This window comes from Thermanaerothrix solaris (genome assembly GCF_032334255.1).
GTDB classification, from domain to species: Bacteria; Chloroflexota; Anaerolineae; order Anaerolineales; family Anaerolineaceae; genus Thermanaerothrix; species Thermanaerothrix solaris.
Window position 1 is genome coordinate 471246 of record NZ_JAUHMF010000002.1, and the last position, 18221, is coordinate 489466.

At 56.1% G+C, this 18221-nt stretch carries 16 protein-coding genes and 2 tRNA genes; 10 read left to right on the forward strand and 8 right to left on the reverse strand.

Annotated features, from left to right (window positions below; genetic code table 11):
- Positions 1-8 precede the first annotated feature (8 nt).
- Together QYE77_RS10315 and QYE77_RS10320 are read left to right on the forward strand one after the other, a co-directional pair.
- Positions 9-1334 carry an ABC transporter permease gene (locus tag QYE77_RS10315; RefSeq protein WP_315625328.1) on the forward strand — a complete coding sequence of 442 codons (1326 nt, stop codon included), beginning with the start codon at positions 9-11 and terminating at the stop codon, positions 1332-1334.
- 73 nt (positions 1335-1407) lie between these two features.
- Entirely contained in the window at positions 1408-3048 is a 1641-nt protein-coding gene (locus tag QYE77_RS10320; protein WP_315625329.1) for a hypothetical protein, read from the forward strand.
- Here QYE77_RS10320 and QYE77_RS10325 read toward each other — a convergent pair.
- Complete coding sequence (locus QYE77_RS10325; protein ID WP_315625330.1) at positions 3043-3537, reverse strand: GNAT family N-acetyltransferase; 495 nt, start codon at positions 3535-3537, stop codon at positions 3043-3045. The two genes, QYE77_RS10320 and QYE77_RS10325, sit on opposite strands and share 6 nt — an antisense overlap.
- Positions 3538-3699: 162 nt before the next feature.
- Here QYE77_RS10325 and QYE77_RS10330 point away from each other — a divergent pair, with 162 nt between their 5' ends.
- Together QYE77_RS10330 and QYE77_RS10335 are read left to right on the forward strand one after the other, a co-directional pair.
- Positions 3700-4104, forward strand: a complete 405-nt coding sequence (locus QYE77_RS10330) for an ArsR/SmtB family transcription factor (protein WP_315625331.1) — start codon at positions 3700-3702, stop codon at positions 4102-4104.
- Positions 4097-6283 carry a heavy metal translocating P-type ATPase gene (locus QYE77_RS10335; RefSeq protein ID WP_315625332.1) on the forward strand — a complete coding sequence of 729 codons (2187 nt, stop codon included), beginning with the start codon at positions 4097-4099 and terminating at the stop codon, positions 6281-6283. The genes QYE77_RS10330 and QYE77_RS10335 overlap by 8 nt, the downstream gene beginning before the upstream one ends.
- Before the next feature lie 5 nt (positions 6284-6288).
- On the opposite strand, the gene QYE77_RS10340 is transcribed toward QYE77_RS10335, so the two are convergent.
- The 6 genes from QYE77_RS10340 to QYE77_RS10365 form a co-directional block, all read right to left on the reverse strand.
- Positions 6289-7287 carry a zinc-dependent alcohol dehydrogenase family protein gene (locus QYE77_RS10340; RefSeq protein ID WP_315625333.1) on the reverse strand — a complete coding sequence of 333 codons (999 nt, stop codon included), beginning with the start codon at positions 7285-7287 and terminating at the stop codon, positions 6289-6291.
- A 54-nt stretch (positions 7288-7341) separates the two neighbouring features.
- Positions 7342-7414, reverse strand: a tRNA-Gly gene (locus tag QYE77_RS10345).
- 180 nt (positions 7415-7594) lie between these two features.
- Positions 7595-7948, reverse strand: a complete 354-nt coding sequence (locus tag QYE77_RS10350) for a VOC family protein (RefSeq protein ID WP_315625334.1) — start codon at positions 7946-7948, stop codon at positions 7595-7597.
- A gap of 185 nt (positions 7949-8133) precedes the next feature.
- Complete coding sequence (locus QYE77_RS10355) at positions 8134-8538, reverse strand: DUF4332 domain-containing protein (protein ID WP_315625335.1); 405 nt, start codon at positions 8536-8538, stop codon at positions 8134-8136.
- 151 nt (positions 8539-8689) lie between these two features.
- Positions 8690-10021: an NfeD family protein gene (locus QYE77_RS10360; RefSeq protein WP_315625336.1), complete on the reverse strand. Its 1332-nt coding sequence runs from the start codon at positions 10019-10021 to the stop codon at positions 8690-8692.
- 100 nt (positions 10022-10121) lie between these two features.
- Positions 10122-11720, reverse strand: coding sequence for an ABC transporter permease (locus QYE77_RS10365; protein ID WP_315625337.1), 1599 nt, complete (start codon positions 11718-11720; stop codon positions 10122-10124).
- 116 nt (positions 11721-11836) lie between these two features.
- Between QYE77_RS10365 and QYE77_RS10370 the strand changes: the two genes are divergently transcribed.
- From QYE77_RS10370 to QYE77_RS10385, 4 genes are all read left to right on the forward strand, one after another.
- Positions 11837-11910 (forward strand) — tRNA-Val (locus QYE77_RS10370).
- A 152-nt stretch (positions 11911-12062) separates the two neighbouring features.
- The gene (locus tag QYE77_RS10375) at positions 12063-13262 is read left to right on the forward strand and encodes a DUF5666 domain-containing protein (RefSeq protein WP_315625338.1); all 1200 of its coding nucleotides are present in this window, start codon (positions 12063-12065) and stop codon (positions 13260-13262) included.
- Positions 13263-13272: 10 nt separating this feature from the next.
- The gene (locus QYE77_RS10380) at positions 13273-13962 is read left to right on the forward strand and encodes a sigma-70 family RNA polymerase sigma factor (RefSeq protein ID WP_315625339.1); all 690 of its coding nucleotides are present in this window, start codon (positions 13273-13275) and stop codon (positions 13960-13962) included.
- Positions 13959-15173, forward strand: coding sequence for a DUF5667 domain-containing protein (locus QYE77_RS10385; RefSeq protein WP_315625340.1), 1215 nt, complete (start codon positions 13959-13961; stop codon positions 15171-15173). Before QYE77_RS10380 ends, QYE77_RS10385 begins: the two co-directional genes overlap by 4 nt.
- Here the strand turns inward: QYE77_RS10385 and QYE77_RS10390 are convergent.
- Positions 15170-15688 (reverse strand): HIT family protein, encoded by a 519-nt coding sequence (locus QYE77_RS10390; RefSeq protein WP_315625341.1) that lies wholly within the window; start codon positions 15686-15688, stop codon positions 15170-15172. The two genes, QYE77_RS10385 and QYE77_RS10390, sit on opposite strands and share 4 nt — an antisense overlap.
- A 188-nt stretch (positions 15689-15876) precedes the next feature.
- Between QYE77_RS10390 and QYE77_RS10395 the strand changes: the two genes are divergently transcribed.
- Complete coding sequence (locus QYE77_RS10395) at positions 15877-16941, forward strand: L-threonylcarbamoyladenylate synthase (protein ID WP_315625342.1); 1065 nt, start codon at positions 15877-15879, stop codon at positions 16939-16941.
- Between the two features lie 8 nt (positions 16942-16949).
- Positions 16950-18221, forward strand: a complete 1272-nt coding sequence (locus tag QYE77_RS10400) for an alkaline phosphatase family protein (protein ID WP_315625343.1) — start codon at positions 16950-16952, stop codon at positions 18219-18221.

Sequence of the window (18221 nt, forward strand, 5' to 3'; positions counted from 1 at the left end):
AGTAAAGAATGCGCTTCGGTGATTTACTCAGTTTGGTGCTCTATAATTTGGGACGGCGCAAGGGCCGGGTCGCCCTGACTACCCTGGGGGTGATCATCGGCACGGCGGCGGTAATTTTATTGGTCTCGCTCGGCCTGGGATTGCAGCGCAATGCCACCAGTCAGTTGTGGGGCATCAGCGATTTGCGCCGGATTGAGGTGTATCCCAATTACGGTGGGGGCGAAGGTGGCCCGATGGCGGTCGTGATTGAACCGGGTGGAAAGGGGGGTACTTCTGGTGGGCAGAAACTGCTCACCCCGGCCGCCATTGAAGAAATCCGCGCTCTGGAAGGCGTGGAATATGCCATTCCGCGCAATTGGGTGGGGGTAAGCGCCGTACTCAAGGTTGGCCGGTTGGAAAACTATCCATCCCTGTTGGCCGTTGACACTGACGACTTGGCGATCTTCGACTATCCGCTCGAGGCGGGGACGACTCGCCTGGAACGGGGTACGGCCATTATTGGCAGTTGGGCGGCGCGTCAGTTCTACGACCCGCGTCAGCGTCCCGGCCAGGAGCCGCCGCCACAACCGGAGTTGCTCAATCAGCAAGTGCGCCTGGTGTTGCAAAAGTGGACTCAAGATGGCCAGGTCATCACCAAAACGGTCAACCTGCGAATTGTGGGTATTCTGGCCGAGAGCCGCAGCGAGGCGGATGGGGCGCTATTTGTGCGCATGGATGAAGCAACCGCATGGGAGGAATGGGCGCGCGGGCAGCGTATCAACCGCAACCGTGAGGGTTATAACATGCTGGTCGTTCGTGCCCGCGACCCCGACAAAGTACTGGAACTGGCAGATCAAATTAATGCGATGGGGTATATGGCATCCACGCCCCAATCCTTTGTCCAGGGGATCAACAATTTCTATCTCGTCTTGCAATTGATCTTTGGCGGGGTGGGAGCGATTGCGTTGCTGGTGGCGGCCATCGGTATTGCCAATACCATGACCATGGCTATCCTGGAGCGTACGCGTGAGATTGGCTTGATGAAAGCATTGGGAGCGACCAACCGCGACGTCCTGAGCATCTTCCTGGGTGAAGCGGCGGGAATCGGCTTCCTGGGTGGTTTAGGTGGCGTTCTCATCGGTTGGTTGGGCAGTGCCATGCTGAATGTGGTAGCGGTTACCTATCTTTCCAGCCAGAGCCAGGGCGGTGCTCCGATGACCGCAGCCACGTTCACCCCGCTGTGGTTGCCCTTGTTTGCACTGGCTTTCGCCACCCTGATTGGGCTGATCTCCGGGCTTTATCCGGCCCTGCGCGCCGCGACCCTGGTGCCGGTGACGGCATTGAAGTATGAGTAGGATGGAAGTGCAGTAAAATTGAAGATCGGCACTCATTGCATGGATGGGGGCCTATTTTCTTCGGGGTACGTATATGCTCACTTCCTTATGGCGCAAACTGGGCTTGTATATTCCTCACCTGATTTTGGTATTGGGTCAAGGACTTTTAGGCCTAGCCATCCTTGAGAACTTTCCAGGGGTGGATTTCCTTCCTTTCCCCCAAGGTTGGAGGATTTTGAGTGTGGTTGGATTTGGGTTGGCTTTACCAGCCTTTTTGCTCACCTACACCCCTTTGAGGCGTTATTGGTTGGTCTTTCAGGGCGTTTCACCAGAGGGGAGGTTATCTTACCGGCAAAGCGTCGAATATCGTTTTCTCAATGGGCTCTTCTGGGGATTGGCTTATCTTGAAGTGTGGGGAATTTTCCTGGCGCTTAAAAAGACCTTTGGATTTAGCGAGGCCCCCCGCACGTATTATGATACCTATTCCTATGTTGTGGTGGCCGAAAAACCGCTTACATCAGCAGCCTTTTGGGTTGCCGAGCGGTCGTTTACATTGCCCTTACTTTACAAGATGTTGGGGGTGACTTTGGCAAATTTTAACGATGCCGGGGTAATGTATCGTGTTGCGATCACACAGAAATGGCTCTCCGTTATCGCATGGAGTGGGCTTGCAATCACAGTGGCTTTATCGTTGCGTCAGCGGTGGATGCGCTTGGTGGGATTTACGATTATCCTGTTGTTCAGCCTTGCTCTGGAAGTGAGTTTGTGGGATTTCTTATTGCTTTCAGAATCCCTTTCTTTTTCTTTCTTTGCTCTGGTGTTGGCCAGTTGGTTGATCTTACTCAGGTTAGGAGAGCATGAGTTCCGTGGAGCCTTCTTGCTTGGGGGTATTCTTACGTTGATGAGTTTTATCTTTATGGGGCTTTACAGTTTTACCCGTGATTCTAACCTCTATTTCTTGCTTACCGCTCTCATTGTGTTTTTGCTTTATTTGGGGCTAAAGTGGAAGACCTTGTACTTGCGCTGGCCGTTCATAGGGTTAATTCTAGGCACTCTGGTACTATTCGGGGTTCAAAATTACACCCTGATTCACGGCAACCGCTGGCAAATCCACATTTACGATAATTTGAAGGTTCGCATTATGCCTGATCCACAAGCACGCGCGTTCTTTGTCAATGCTGGTCTGCCTCTCACTCCTCGGTTTCTAGAGATTCAGACGTTCAGCCAGCGCCAATATCAGGTTGCCATGGTCACCGAGCCAACGTTGCAACCCGTGCGTGAGTGGATTGAGAAAAAAGGACGTGCAACCTACCTGGCATATCTGTTATCACGACCTCTTCCAACTCTGTTTGAGCCCTTGCACCACGCGCTTCACTTACTCAATGGGAATAATACGGAATATCGTCATCCCCTAGGTCCTCTTTCACGCCGGCTTGAACGGATTGATGCAATTATGTATCCACGCGGGGTGGTTGTCTTGGGGGCTTTTCTATGGTTGGGATTGATTGGTGCCATTGTCTATTGGCGCGGTCAGGACACCCATTCCGTCTGGGTGCTAGTTTCGATCTTTTTGGTCAGCCTTTATCCCTTGATGTTTCTCGTCTGGCACGGGAATCCGCTCGAAATTGAACGGCATGCCGCGCAAATCGGCGTTCAGGTGCGCCTGCTGGGGTGGTTGGCCTTGGTGGCTGTGGGAGATGGTTGGTTAATGCGCGTAGAAAAACCCGTTTTATAGAGCCTTTTGCTGGTGCTGGTTTGCTTCGGAAGCTGCCTTCAACGGGCATTGCATAATGTAAAAACCGACGTCAGGTAACACCTTAACGATGCGAAACCCCAGTCGCTCATAGAGTGCCCTGGCCCGCACGTTGGATGTGTGTACACCTAACTCAATGGCATCCATGCGCCCTTGGTATTGCTCCATCAGATGTTTGAGCACCTGGGTGCCGATGCCCTGTCCTTGATACGAAGGCGCAATCACAATGCCGTGAAGATGTACCACCCGTTCCCGTTCCTCGATCCAATAGGCCCCGACTTTTTTCCCGGCGTAGTAGATACAAAACACCCAACCTACACCGCGCGCTCGTTGGATGAACTCTTCCCACGACCAACCCAATTTCTCCAATGTGGGGTGCACATAATCGGCGGCTTCCTGGCGCATCAGTTCCAGGAATTCATCAATTTGCTCATCCCGAGCCAGTTGGAAGGTTAAAACAGCCTCCATCATAACCCTCCCCGTCAACATGTCTGAACAACAATGCCCGCTTCTATTGTAGCGCACTTATTTCCAAAAAGATCCTTTTGATTCCTCGCCCACATGGCTTGACAACTTCTTCCCTGTGGATATAATATGTGAAGATATGTTCATATATTCATGATTAAGGTGTCTATGGGTAAAAACGGTGCTTCGCCCCATTGTGAGGATAACCAGATTCACGAATCATTGGTGCGGCAGGTGCAGGCGCATTTGCTGGATGGTCTAACTGCCACCCGCCTGGCGGAGGTCTTCGCTGCGCTCAGTGACCCCAGCCGCATCCGCTTGCTGGCAGCCCTGGCCGAGGCCGAACTGTGCGTCCACGACCTGGCGGCGGTATTGGGGATGAGTCAGAGCGCTGTCTCGCATCAGTTGCGCTTGTTGCGCGCCCTGCACCTGGTGCGTTTTCGCAAGGAGGGGCGCACCGTGTTCTACACCCTGGATGACGAACATATCCGTGACCTGCTCGAACGTGGGTTGGAACACATCCGTCACCAAAACCAATCTCAAGTTGAATCCGAGGAACGCACTCATGCCTGAACAGCGCTATCGTGTAATGGGATTAGATTGTGCCGATTGTGCCCGCGAAATTGAACAAGCCTTGCGTGAAGTCCCTGGCTTGAACCGGGTTCATTTGGATTTTGCCAGCGGCTTGCTCCATTTAGAGGGTGAAACCATCCCCGAACAGACCGTGGCTAAACGCGTCCAGTCCTTGGGCTATCGCCTGCAGTCCCTGACCGCTTCACCTCAATCGGGGCCGGTTCAACGTCCCAGTTTTTTGGTCTATCTCTGGGCAGAACGCGAAACCCGCCTCACCTTGATCGGTGCGTTACTGGTGGGAATAGGTTTGCTGTTGATGCTTTGGCCCTCGATTTATTCCCTGGCAATGATTTTCCAGGTGGGGGCGCTGCTTTTGGCCGGCGTGCCTTTGGCTCGGCACGCCTGGAATGGGTGGCGCTATAGCCGTGAACTTGGCATCAATGCGCTCATGACCCTGGCAGCCGTGGGTGCGGTTGCTATCGGCGAGATCACCGAAGCAGCCACGTTGGTGGTTCTTTTTGCTTTAGCCGAGGCGCTGGAAGGTTACACCACCGACCGTACACGACGTTCCCTGGATAATCTGCGTACCTTGTTGCCTGAAGAGGCCACTCGCTTGACGCCTGAGGGGGAGGAACGGGTAGCAGTGGAGCAAGTGCGGGTAGGTGATCGCCTGCGCATCCGTCCAGATGAGCGTATTCCGGTGGATGGAAGGGTGTTGGTGGGAAGCAGTGAGGTGAATCAAGCCCCGCTTACCGGTGAAAGTCAGCCGGTGGAGAAACACCCCGGAGATGAGGTGTTTGCCGGCAGTATTAACGGCCAGGGTAGCCTGGAAATTGAGGTGACTCGTCCGGCGCGTGAAAGTACCTTGCAGCGCATTTTGGAGGGCGTGCTGGCGGCGCAAGCGCAGCGCCCATCGTTCCAGCGCTTCGTAGATCGCTTTGCGCGTTACTACACCCCCGCCGTGACCATTTTAGCCGTGCTGATTGCCATTGTCCCCCCTCTGGCATTTGGACAGCCTTTCTTCAACTCACCTGAAGGCGGGCGAGGTTGGCTTTACCGCGGCCTGGCGCTGCTGGTGATTGCCTGCCCCTGTGCACTGGTGATGAGCACTCCGATTACTTATTTCAGCGCGCTTACGGCAGCCGCACGGCGGGGTATCCTGGTCAAAGGTGGGGTTCACCTGGAGGCCCTGCATCAGGTGCGGGTCGTGGCGTTTGACAAAACGGGCACGTTGACGTTGGGGCAACCGCAATTAACGGTTGTGCGGGCCATAGACTGCGAAGGGGGTGAACGTTGCTCCCGCTGTGATGATCTATTGGCGCTGGCTGATGCTATCGAGCGTGAGAGCCACCATCCGCTGGCGCGCGCCGTATCCCAGGCGGTTGTAGAACGTGGTTTGGAGGTTCGCTATCCTTCCCCTCATGCCGTCGCATTGGTGCCGGGCATGGGGATGAAGGCGCGCTTTAACGGACATGAAGCCATTTTGGGCAACCATCGCTGGTTCGATGAGTTCCAACCTCACCCGGAAGCCCTTTGCCGCGAAATCAATGCCCTGGAAGAACAGGGACAGACCACGGTGTTGCTCCAATACGGAGGTATGGTGCGGGGCTATCTGGCCTTTATGGATATCCCACGTCCCGAGAGCCGTGCAACTATTGCCTGGTTGCAGCAGCGTGGGCGGCATACAGCACTGCTCAGCGGGGATCAACGTGTGGTTGCTCAGACTATTGGCAAGGGCTTGGGGATAGATGAGGTGTATGCCCCCTTGCTGCCAACAGAAAAAATGGACGTGCTCCGTGATCTGCAACGCCGTTTTGGTGTGGTGGCGATGGTTGGGGATGGAGTGAACGACACGCCGGCCCTGGCTACAGCGCAGGTGGGTATTGCCGTCGGAGGTGTTCACAGTGCCCAGGCGATGGAGACGGCTGATGTTGTACTCATGAACGATACACTCAAGCCGTTACCGTTCCTTTTCCGCCTGGCCGACCTCACCCACCGCTTGGTGCGCCAAAATGTGGCATTTAGCCTGCTGACCAAACTAGCCTTCCTTGTCTTAGCGGTTTTAGGCCAAGCCACCCTGTGGATGGCGGTGCTGGCCGACATGGGGGTGTCTCTGGTGGTGGTCTTCAATGGCATGCGCCCATTGGGGCTGAGTGGGCATCCCAAAAGCGTGGACTAACGGCCCTATTCCACGTGTAGCACGGCCTGGCCGTTCAGGCGGCTGTGTTTCAAATCGGCGAGTGCCTGGTTCAAGGCATCGAACGGATACAACGTGACGGTGGGGCGGATGGGGATTTGAGCCGCCAGGTGTAAGAATTCCCGGCCATCCTGGCGGGTGGCATTAGCCACGCTGCGCAGGGTGCGTTCACCGTAAATTAGAGGATATTCGAAGCTTGGGATTGGGGTCAGGTGCACGGCATTGATGGCCAGAGTGCCTCCGGGGCGCAATTTAGCCAATGCCAAAGGGATGATCTCGCCTACCGGGGCAAAGGTGATGGCGCGGTCGAGGAGATGAGGGGGAGTATCTTCGGCCCGTCCTGCCCAGGTTGCACCTAATTCCAGAGCGTGTTGGCGGTGGGCTTCGGAACGGGTAAAAACGTATACGTCACACCCCCAATAGCGGGCAACCTGCAGAACCAGGTGGGCACTGGCACCAAAGCCGAACAACCCCAGACGTTCTCCCGGTTGCACCTCGGCTTTGCGTAGCGAGCGATAGCCAATGATCCCGGCGCACAGTAAGGGGGCAGCTTCAACGTCATTTAGGCTTTCAGGTAGAGGAAGCACGAAATTGGCATCGGCCAGCAGGTATTCAGCAAAGCCCCCTGGCACGTGCAGTCCGGTGAAGCGGGCAGAGGGGCACAGGTTTTCCTCCCCCCGCTGGCAAAATTCGCAGGCCCCACAGGCCTGGTGCAACCAAGGAACCCCTACGCGCTGCCCAATTATAAGATTAGAGACTCCCTCCCCGAGGGCGACGATTTCTCCCACGACCTGATGCCCCGGCACCACCGGATAGGCCGGCGGGATAAGATCGCCTTCAGCAATGTGCAAATCGGTATGACAGATGCCACAGACCCGCACCCGCAAGAGCACCTGTCCCGGGCCGGGTTGTGGGATGGGGATTTCGGCAAGGTGTAAGGGGTGGGACTCAATCGGTCCAGCGTGGGTGACTTGCCAAACGCGCATAGTGCACCTCCCTGTGATGGGCAGGAAACGAAAAGCCCCCTTTTCGGGGGCTAGAGCGGGCGATGGGACTCGAACCCACGACCTTCTCCTTGGCAAGGAGACGTTCTACCAACTGAACCACGCCCGCAATCCTGTTGCGATTCAAAGTATAGCAAGAAGTGCGTGAATCGTCAATATTTTGCATTGACATATTTTGCATTGACATATTTTGCATTGACATATTTTGCATTGACATATTTTAGTGCCCCATCTTTGATACCATCATGCCAAGTGGAGGGGGAAGCCGGTAGGGGATTATCCGAGACGCTCATCCCGAGGTCTCGTAATGGCACATTTCAAGGTAATTACCTTCGCCATCCCGGAATGCAAACCAGCGTGTTTCTCCTTCCTTGCCGGAAATGGGCTGCACCTCCACCCCTATGGCTCTTAAGCGTTCATGAGCGGCCTCGATATCAGGGGTGTAAAAAATCGGGTAGCAGCGGGGAATCTGGTGGGTCACTGTGGCGCTGGTGGATCCTTGCTTATGCAAGGTCAGGCTGGTTTCTGTGCCCACGGCCAGGACAATCAGACGCTCTTCTGGAGCCGTGTAAACGGGCTTGAAACCCAAGACGTGGGTGTACCACTCGGCGGCCGATTCGAGATTCTGTACCCGCAGTAACACCGTATCTATCTTTGTGACGAAGGGAAAACCGAGGTTCTTGAGCCACTCCCTAAAATTTTTACCGCTCACCAGTCATAAGAGAAAATTTAATCCCATCGGCGCGAGAAAGATGCACCTTGATCCGAAATGGTCTATTTGATTCTTCGGCCCACCGCATCCGAGGCGGTGGGGGTAACCCCGGCGGCTTAGTACTCGATCACCCGCGGCAGTTGCTTGGCCTGCTCCACCCAATTCTTAACTTGGGAGAGGGTGGGCAGACGCCGTACCAACTTTTTCTCTTTATTGACCTCAACCAGTTTATTAAACAGATTTTCGGGATTACGCTGGGCTAATTCGGGTACCGTATCTACCCCGGCTTCCTCCAATAGATCAGCGTATTCCGAACCAACGCCTTTGATTCGATACAAATCTAGGTGATTGACCCACTCTAGAATCAGGTTTTCTGAGATTCCTGATTTTTCGGCCAATTCCTTACGCCCTTTGGGGGTAGAACCCGCTTTGTATAATTTAGCGGTTGTGTCCACACCAATGGCCTCTAGTTTACGTGCATAGGCCTCACCAATACCTTCCACATAGATTAGTTTTGCCATGCTCAACTCCTCCTCTTGGCTCGGGATGGCTTTCTGGGCCGGTTGTGGTGCTGATCAGAGATATGACCAGCGCAGCAATTTTCATTATAGGCTTCACCGATGAAAAAGCAAGTTGGAGTGCCCCCTAATTTTTCTCCATGGGTGAGGTTGCCTAGCGCACCCGGCGCACTTTCAGGCGTAACCCTTCCACCCCAATGACTTCGACCTTAGCCCCTACGGGGATAGGGATGTTCTCATCGGTGGCTTCGGCAGTCCATAATTCGCCTTCTAATTGAATGTTGCCCACCGGGTCAAGGGGCTCGCGCACGATGCCTTGTTTGCCCACCAGTGTTTCCTTGCCCATGCCGGGTGGCAGGCGTAAGGCGCGCAGGGCAAAACCCACGATCGTCAGGAAGGAAACGGCAACGACGATGGCCGTGCCGATGACCAAAGGGATGGAAATGCGTGGAAAACCGGGCAGGCGAACCGAGTTGAACAAGATTAGCGCCCCCGCGATAAACGACGCCACGCCGGCAATGGTCAGCGCGCCGGAAAAGCCTACCTTAACTTCCAGAATGAAGAGGACAAACGCCATGATGATGAAAATTAAGCCAAACAGGTTGACCGGTAGCAGGCCTAAACCGTAAATTGCCAGTGCCAGGCAGACGGCACCGATGAACCCAGCCACCCACCCACCGGGGTTGGAAAGTTCGATCAGGATGGCTTGCACACCAATGGTTAATAGAAGAAAAACAATGTTGGGATTGGTGAGTAATTGCAAGGCTTGCTCTACCGCAGTCAGGTTGAACGAACGAACCACGGCGTTCTGGGTGTGCAGGGTGCGGGGCGTGTCCAGTACGGTCACCGTATAACCGTTCAATTGGCGCAGTAAATCGTTGACATCGGAAGCGATGAAATCCACCAATCCTACTTCTAAAGCCTCAGAGGCTGAGACGGCGCGTGCTTTTTCAATGGTATCTTCGGCCAGCGCAATCGCCTCGGCGGGGCGCCGTTCAGCCAAGGAACGGGCAGTGGCGCGAAGAATCTCCTTTTCCTTGGTGGCTAGGGTTTCTCCCAATTCCTCACCCTGGGCTCCGACCGGGCTGGCGGCCCCAATGGCCGTTTCCGGCGCCATAGCACTGGCGTGCCCGGCCAAGGTGATCAGGGTACCGGCGCTGCCGGCCATGGCACCTCGAGGTGCCACATAGACGATGACCGGCACCGGGCTCCCGCGGATGATCTGGATGATCCGATTCATGAGATCAATGCTTCCGCCCGGCGTATTGAGTTGCAGAATCAGCATCTCGGCGCCTTCACGTTGTGCTACATCTATCCCCCGTTCGATATAACTCACCAGCACCGGTGTCAGTGGTCCCTCAGCTGTTAAGAGCAACACCTGGGGTTGCCCGCTGGGGCTTTGTGCCTGTACGGATGGCGCCAGCGGTAATCCCAACAGCGACCAACCGATAAACCATAACAGGAGGATGAGCCACCCTCGTCGCATTACATGCTCCTTTCCTACATCTCAATTATAGCCGTAGCCATCCCGCTCACCAATAGACTTGGTGGTTTCGTCAAACCTTGCTTGAGGTTATGGTATGACTTTAAGGTGTGGGGCAGGTAGGATAGAAGTAAATGACGCCGTCATCTAGGCGACGGTAAAGGCGCAGGCCAGCGGTAAAAATGGCTTGGTAGCGGGCGGTTTGATCGCCGTAGAGGGCGCGCATTTGCTGGCTGAATTCCGGTTCAAACAGGATCAGCGCAGCACAGCGGGTGCGAAAAACGAGTTCGTCCTCGCTCATGCCATTGCCAAAAGGTTGCTCTAGCACTGCTCGGTCCGGCTGTACCAGACGAGTTATCTCGTAGGGAAAACGCTGGGTGTAGAAAAGTACGGCGATAGGTTGGTTAGACACCAACGGCAGGTTTGCCGGAAGGTCTTGCGCCGCGCGCAGTGTTTCGGAATCGCGCCAGCGCAAGCCGCTATAGCCACTACCTGTGGTATGGCGTTGACTCAGATAAGAAACCGTGGTTGGCAGGTAATAGATCAAGGTTGAGAGAAAGATGAGTGCAGCCAGTAGTCCTTCCCAATGAGGTGCGACGGAGCGCGCTCGCATGGCCAAAAAGAATCCACCGGGGATAACGACGGCCAGGGCAATAAAGAACGGCATCAACAGGCGAGTATCAATATCCGGCGTCAGGGACGAAAATAGATAAGATAACCCCAAGAACAACAGGTAGCCCAGAGCATAGAGCGTTACGATGGCCCACCAGGTCAATCCGCCCGCGAGTTCCGGCTGGGGGTTCCCTTCTCGCCGGGCCTGCTTCCAAGCCCATCCTGCCCCCCAGCCCGCCAACAACCCCATTGTCACCAAAGCCAGCGATTTGAGCCAGGATGCCGGTAGCATCTTGAAGATCGGCACCCACTGAAGCGATAATCGTGTTACGCTCTGACGAAACGTATTGGCTTGGGTGAGAAGTGAAGAATCCCAAACAAAGGGTCGGTTGGGCAACGTTTCTCGAAAGAGCCAGACCAGGGGTAACATCCCGGCCATTATGGCATATCCTGAAGCCCGAATGGCGGCTTCTCGCTGGGATCGGCGATGGACAACCAGGATGACCAGAACACCCACAACTAGATTGACCAGCCCGATGGTGCGCATGAGCCCGGCCCCGGCTGCACACAATGCCGCTGCAATTCCCACCTCCAGCCGTGGTGAGTGGGTGTAATGGGCCAGGAGAAAGAGATTGAGCAACGTCAGCAGCATGTAAGGGGGTTCACTCATAGCGCCGTCAAAGTTTGAGATCACCCACGGTGCCAGAAGGACAAGCATCGCGGTCGTCCATCCCCAGAACCAGGAACCGGAGAGACGCCATGTGCCCCACCCAAGTAAAAACAGACCCAGGGCAAAACACAGGCTGTTCACCACGGTGATAGCATGCAAGGGGTCAAGGTTAAGTACCAGGAATGCCCCGATCAACCAGGGGTACCCGGGAGGCATCATAGGGTCGAATTCGCCGCTGGGGTTAAAAATGCCCAACCCTCGTCCTGTGATCCAATTGTAGGCAGAGAGGATATAGGCCACCGAATCGCTATACACCCATGGCCCCCAACGCAGGGCATAAAGCAAGCCGCCCACACCGACCAGAGAGAGAAGTAGAAACGATAAGGTGATGACAACGTTGGAGAAGGATCGCGAGCGCATAATCTTATTTTATTACGAGAAGGTCCCTTCACTTTCTTGAGGGTGGGTTCCAGAGGGCAAGACGATGCCAAAATATTGTCTTTTTGCCTGCGTCCGAGTATAATAATAAAGCAATTGGGCGGTTAGCTCAGTTGGTTAGAGCGTCGCGTTGACATCGCGGAGGTCGTAGGTTCGAGTCCTATACCGCCCACCTCCCCCGATCCACCCCTCCATCCCCCACCTAATCATTGCGCGGCAAATTTTTTGCCGCGCAAACTTTTTCGCCCGTAACTTTTGCCCCCCATAAGCGACTATTCTTATGAGAATACCCTTTATCCCTACCCTAGTTAGGAGGAAGACAGAATGAAAAAGATTTCCTGGCGAATGCTACTGGTGATGGTAAGTGGTTTGCTCTTGCTCATGCTGGCCGGTTGTACGACGTTAGATGCCAGCGCCGCGTTTAGTGCGCTTCAAACGCTGAGTAACAGTACCTCAGCGGCAGAACCGGGGGCTACTCCGACCCAAATACCGACATTAGGTGTGGTGTCCTTCAAGGGCACCGTAGATAGTCTGAGCTCGGATTCCCTGGTTGTGGAGGGATTGACTTTTCGTATTGATGAGCAAACGGCGTTGCCCGAGGGATTGCAGACCGGTGACGCGGTAGTTGTTAAAGCGGTATTGTTGCCGGATGACAGCCGCTATGCGCTGGAAGTAACGCGGTTGGAAAAAACACCGGATGAGAGCGAATTCAAGTTCTACGGCGTTGTAGAGAGCATTAGCGGAACCACCTGGGTTGTTTCGGGTGAAACCATCCAGGTCACTTTGGAAACCCAGATTGAGGCCGGTATCGAGGTAGGCAGTCTGGTGGAGGTGGAGGGCGTGGTCAGTGAGGGTAACCTGATTGCCTATAAGATCAGCCTAGAAGATGATGAGGTGCAACCTTCACCCCAGCCGACCCCAGGTGAGTCCGAAGAAAATAATGAGGTCGAATGGTTTGGGGTGCTCAATCAAATGACCGAGGGGGCGTGGATCATCGGTGATCAAACCGTACAGGTGACCCCCGAGACCGAACTCAAGGGCAACCCTCGACTGGGTGACCTGGTTAAGGTCCATGCCGTTCAAACCGATGGCGGCTATGTCGCGCATGAGATTGAGAAAATTCGCTCTTTCCCCACGGCTGGGGCACCCCAAGCCCGTAATTTCAAGTTTTACGGCACGGTTGAAAGCATTAACGGCTCAACCTGGGTGGTCAGTGGCGTCACGGTGACCGTAGATACCAACACCAAACTCCAGGGCAACCCCAGTGTGGGCAGCCAGGTAGAAGTGAAAGCGCTAGTGCAGGCGGATGGCACCTATCTCGCAACCCAGATCAAAGTCAAGGAGAGCGGGAGCGGGCGCTTGGACTTCCGCGCCACGCCGGGCAGTGAGGATGATCACGAATCGGATTCATTGCTCAGCACACCGCAGCCCAAAGAATCCCATGATGATCGTTCCTACGGCAATTCTGAGGGTAAAGATCATGGGGGCAAAAGTGATGATGACGATCACGAGGGTAATGACTAGAAGGCTTTGAATGAACGCGATAGGATGGTCCCTGCCTGAATTGATCACCACTTGGCCCTTGCCCCGCTGCGGTCAAGGCCACAGGCGGGGGCCATCCTTCCTGGCTCGAGATGGGGTATACTGGGGGGAGAGGACGGTACTCCTTTTGGCGCTGGCCGGGATGGATGATTTCAGCGATTTAATATCCCGTGCGCGTGTTCTGGATGCGGATGCTCTAGCCACTTTGCACGATGCGTTGTATCCGGCCATTTATCGTTACATTGCCTATCGTCTGGGACATGGCCCGCTGAGCGAAGACCTGACTGCCGAGGTCTTCCTGCGTTTGTTGGAGGCGTTACGTGCCAGACGGGTGCGCGGGGAGAATTTGCGGGCCTGGTGTTTTACCACGGCACATCATCTGGTGATGGATTATCTCCGCCAGCATTATCGTCATGCGGTTCAGGCGTTAGATGGCGGTCATCCTGACCCTCAGGTTCATCCCGAACAAGCCTTAGAAGCCCAACAGCGTTTAGAAGCCGTGCAACGGGCAATGCGTCATTTGACCCCGGAACAACAACACGTGCTGACGCTGCGTTTCTCGCAAGAGTGTTCTCTGGAAGAGACCGCCGCACTGATGGGTAAGAGCGTCAATGCGGTAAAGGTGCTCCAATTCCGTGCCCTGATGGCCTTGCGCCGATGGCTGGAACGGGAGGGGGCATGAAGCACCGGGAAGAGGTGACGCCTGAGTTGATCGAAGCCTGCCTGCAAGCCCTGGAGCAGGGCCAACCGATCGAGGCGATCCTTGCCCGTTATCCCGAACAGGCTCGGAACTTAGCTCCTCTTTTACGGGCGGCGCAGAGCGGACGAGCCATGGCCGATACTCTGCGGGTTCCCTCTGCGGCGCGGGCACGCAGCCGGGCGCGTTTCCTGGAGCGGGCAAAGCATTTGCGCACTACGCCGGTTTCTCCTATCGCCCGCTTACCACGCATAGGCTGGGCCTGGGGAAGCCTTGCGGTTATCCTGGTGCTGCTCATGAGCCTGGTGGTCACCACGCTGGCGTCGGCCCAGGCGCTCCCGGGACAACCCCTCTATCCCGTAAAGCGGGCGGTTGAAGCCGTTCAATATAACCTTACTACCGAGCCGGGGGCACGATTGTCGTTGGCCGAAACCCTGGATCAAAAGCGGGCGGCGGAGGTGCAGGCACTCATTAAGCAGGGGCGGCGGCAGGCGGTGACGTTTGCTGGCTTCCTCTCTCGCGGCGCGATGGGGGTGTGGGAAGTTAACCAAATCCCGTTACTGCTTTCCCCCGATCAAGAAGCGCTGGCCCGTTCCTTAGAGGGTGCTTATGTGAATGTTTTCGGCGAGACCGAACCATTGTTGGGGGTAAAAGCCCGGCGTCTGGAGCTCCAACTGCTCACCGTGCGTGGTACTCTGCGGGAGATGTCCTCTGAGCATCTTCGTTTAGATGGGCTCACCCTTTGGCTCAGCCCGGCTACCCAGCGCCGTGGTACAGTGCGGGTTGGGCAGTCTATCTCGGCAACGGTGGTGCGACTGGCACAGGAACAGTATCTGGCTCTGGTCGTGCAGGGGCAGGGCGGGGATGGTGCGCCTCCTACTCTTGATGTTTCGGCGACGCCGTGGCCGGAATTGCGGCGCGATCTCCCCCGCATTTTGCCCTCGCCCACGCGCCGAGATAATACGCCGGGAGCCCGGCCTATCGTACCACCCGGTTTATCGAAACAGACCGAACAGCCTCTCCCCACGGCGCGTTTAGAAATAACCGCGGAACCGGAAGATGAGAGGGGAGACAAGACACCCGAACCCACACGCACATTGCGCCCGAGCAAGACCCCCAAACCGACTGAGTTCGAGGCTAAGAGTCCCGCGCCGACCGAACAGGAAACCAAATCAGAACACGAAGAAGATGACTAGCGATCCTGCTCGCGGGGGGCGCCAGGGGAGAAGAGACGTTCCCAGCCCTCGCGCAAGCGGCGGTAAGTGTCTTCCAGGGCTTCCGGCAGGACGCGCGTTCCGGCCAGCGTGGACATGAAGTTGGTATCGCCAGCCCAGCGCGGTACCACGTGGAAATGCACATGGTCAGCGATTCCGGCACCGGCTGCTGTCCCAATGTTGGCGCCGATGTTAAACCCTTCTGGCCGATAGACCTCACGGATGACCTGCACACTGGCGGTAATTAAATCAAAGATCTCCGTGCGCGTTGGTGCGTCCAGTGCTTCCAAGGAAGATACGTGCTGGTAAGGCACCACCATCAGATGACCACTGGTATAAGGAAAACGATTCAGAATGACAAAGGCAAAACAGCCGCGCGCAATGATCAGGTTTTGATCACTATCGGGTTGTTGCACGGCTTCACAGAAGACACAGCCTTGACTGCGGTTATTTTGCTCAATGTACTGGCTACGCCAGGGGGACCATAATCGTTCCATGTGTTGCTCCCAATAACTAGGGATTTCAACCCACACGCGTTAACTTTAACGGCACCGCGAAACGCACCCCCGCGAGCAGGCCCTCAGTTGAGCCGATTTTATCACAAGTTTGCCCCTTTTCTCGGCATCAAATTATGGTCAGACGGTTCGGTTGCAGGAAGTGTTTTGCCCTGGTATGATTAGGGGCGATGAAAACCCGGTTGATTCGCGTTGATCCTTTGCATCCTGAAGATGAGGCGATTGCTGAAGCGGCGGCATTGGTGCGTCAGGGACAATTGGTAGCCTTCCCGACCGAGACCGTCTACGGTCTGGGGGCCAATGCCCTGGATGCCGTGGCCGTGCGCCGCATTTTTGAAGCCAAAGGGCGCCCGGCGAATGATCCGCTCATCGTGCATTTGGCCGGTGCGGAATGGTTATCGCGGGTAGTGGCATCGGTTCCGCCGGAGGTGGGCATCCTGGCCACGCGCTTCTGGCCGGGGCCGCTGACGTTAATACTGCCCCGGAATGCGGCGGTGCCGTCAGAAGTTACGGCTGGCCTGCCCACCGTTGCGGTGCGCGTGCCGGCGCATCCGGTGGCGTTAGCGCTCTTACGTGCCAGCGATCTGCCGATTGCGGCGCCCTCGGCGAACCGCTTTGGTGGGGTAAGCCCGACCACGGCGGAGCATGTCTGGCAGGATCTGGCCGGACGGATTGCCTGTATTTTGGATGCCGGGCCGACCCCAATTGGGGTGGAATCTACCGTTCTTGATCTCTCCACCCGACCACCGCGCATTTTACGTCCCGGGGGTACCCCCCGCGAAGCCCTGGAAGCGGTTTTGGGCCCCGTGGCGGTGTGGGAAGGTGCTTCTGGCGGTGGTGCTCAACCCTCTCCGGGTTTGTTGGCGAAACACTATGCCCCCCGCGCCCGCCTGATCCTGGTCTTGGGCGGTGAGGCTGAGGCGCTTACTGCCCGTGTGGTGGACATTGCGCGTACCTTGAGCGCCCAAGGCGAGCGGGTGGGTGTACTGCTCACCGATGAGGATGCACGGCGGGTCGAAGCCCAGTTGCCGGGTGTGAGCCTGCTAGCCCTAGGTTCGCAAACCGATTTAACCGAGATTGCCCGCAATCTTTATGCAGCACTGCGGCAGTTAGATGCCCAGGGAATCACGGCCATCGTTACCCGCGACTTTGGGAGTCACGGTTTGGGTCTGGCCATCCGGGATCGCCTGCGCCGTGCGGCTTCGGAAGTGGTTACTCTATCCCCTGAACCATAGAGGTCCTGATGGCTCGATACGTGCCCCTCACCCCCGAATCTCTTGCTGCAACCTCATTGCCGGGTTTACCCTCTGCACCGGATCGCACTTTTCCTGCTTACGAAGGTTACTCAATCGCGAATTTACCCAGCAGCATTTGTGCCTGGTTGGGTGTGCCACTACTCGAAGGCGCCGCACCGCCGCTGGCCGAGCCTTATCATCAGCCGTTGAACTCGCGCTTTCGACGGGTGGTGGTGCTGGTGGTGGATGGGCTGGGGTGGTATTTTACACAGCAACGGGGCGGATTGGCCTTGGCAGGGGTTGATCCAATTTATGCCCTCCCTCTCACCAGCATCGTCCCCAGCACCACGGCGACAGCCCTGACGACGTTGTGGACGGGCACCTATCCTGCACGTCATGGCATCTTGGGTTACGAAATGTGGCTAAAAGAATATGGCCTCATTGCCAATATGATTTTACACAATCCAGCCTCGTATAACGGCGATTTTGGCTCGCTCCGGCTGGCCGGGTTTGATCCGGAGACGTTTCTTTCGGTGCCGGTGTTGGCGCCTCATCTGGCCTCTTACGGCGTGCGCACATTGGGGCTGATGCACGTGGCGATTGCCCGCTCTGGCCTCTCGCAAATGCTGATGCGGGGGTGTGATATTCTGCCGTTCCGCAACAGCAGTGACCTCTGGGTCACCCTGGAACACATCCTGGATGAGACCACGAATCGCACCAGTTATATCTATGCCTACTGGGGAGATCTGGATGAACTCTCACACCGCTTTGGACCGGAAGACGCACGGGTGGATTTAGAGTTTAACGTCTTGCGCCTGCTGCTGCAGCAGCTGCTTCAACCGCGCTTATCACGACGCTGGGAAGATACCCTTTTCCTGGTCGTGGCCGATCATGGGTTTGTGTCTACCCCGCGTTATGCGCGCTATGAACTGCGTCAGCATCCGCAACTTAAACAGGATTTACTCATGCCTCCCTCGGGTGAGAACCGCCTACCATACCTCTTCCCACGCCCAGGGCGGGCGGAGGATGTACGAGCCTACGTTGAATCGGCTTGGCCAGGGGAGTTTGAGGTGATCTCGACCCAACAAGCGATACAAAGCGGTTTATTCGGCCCCGGGCAGCCCAACCCGATCCTTTACGAGCGCTTGGGCGAGTGGGTGCTCTTGCCGCGTGAGCAGGCTTATCTATGGTGGGCGAATAAGGAGAACAGCCTCTTTGGGCGGCATGGTGGCCTGCATCCACGCGAAATGCTGGTGCCCTTATGTGCCTGGGTATTGTGA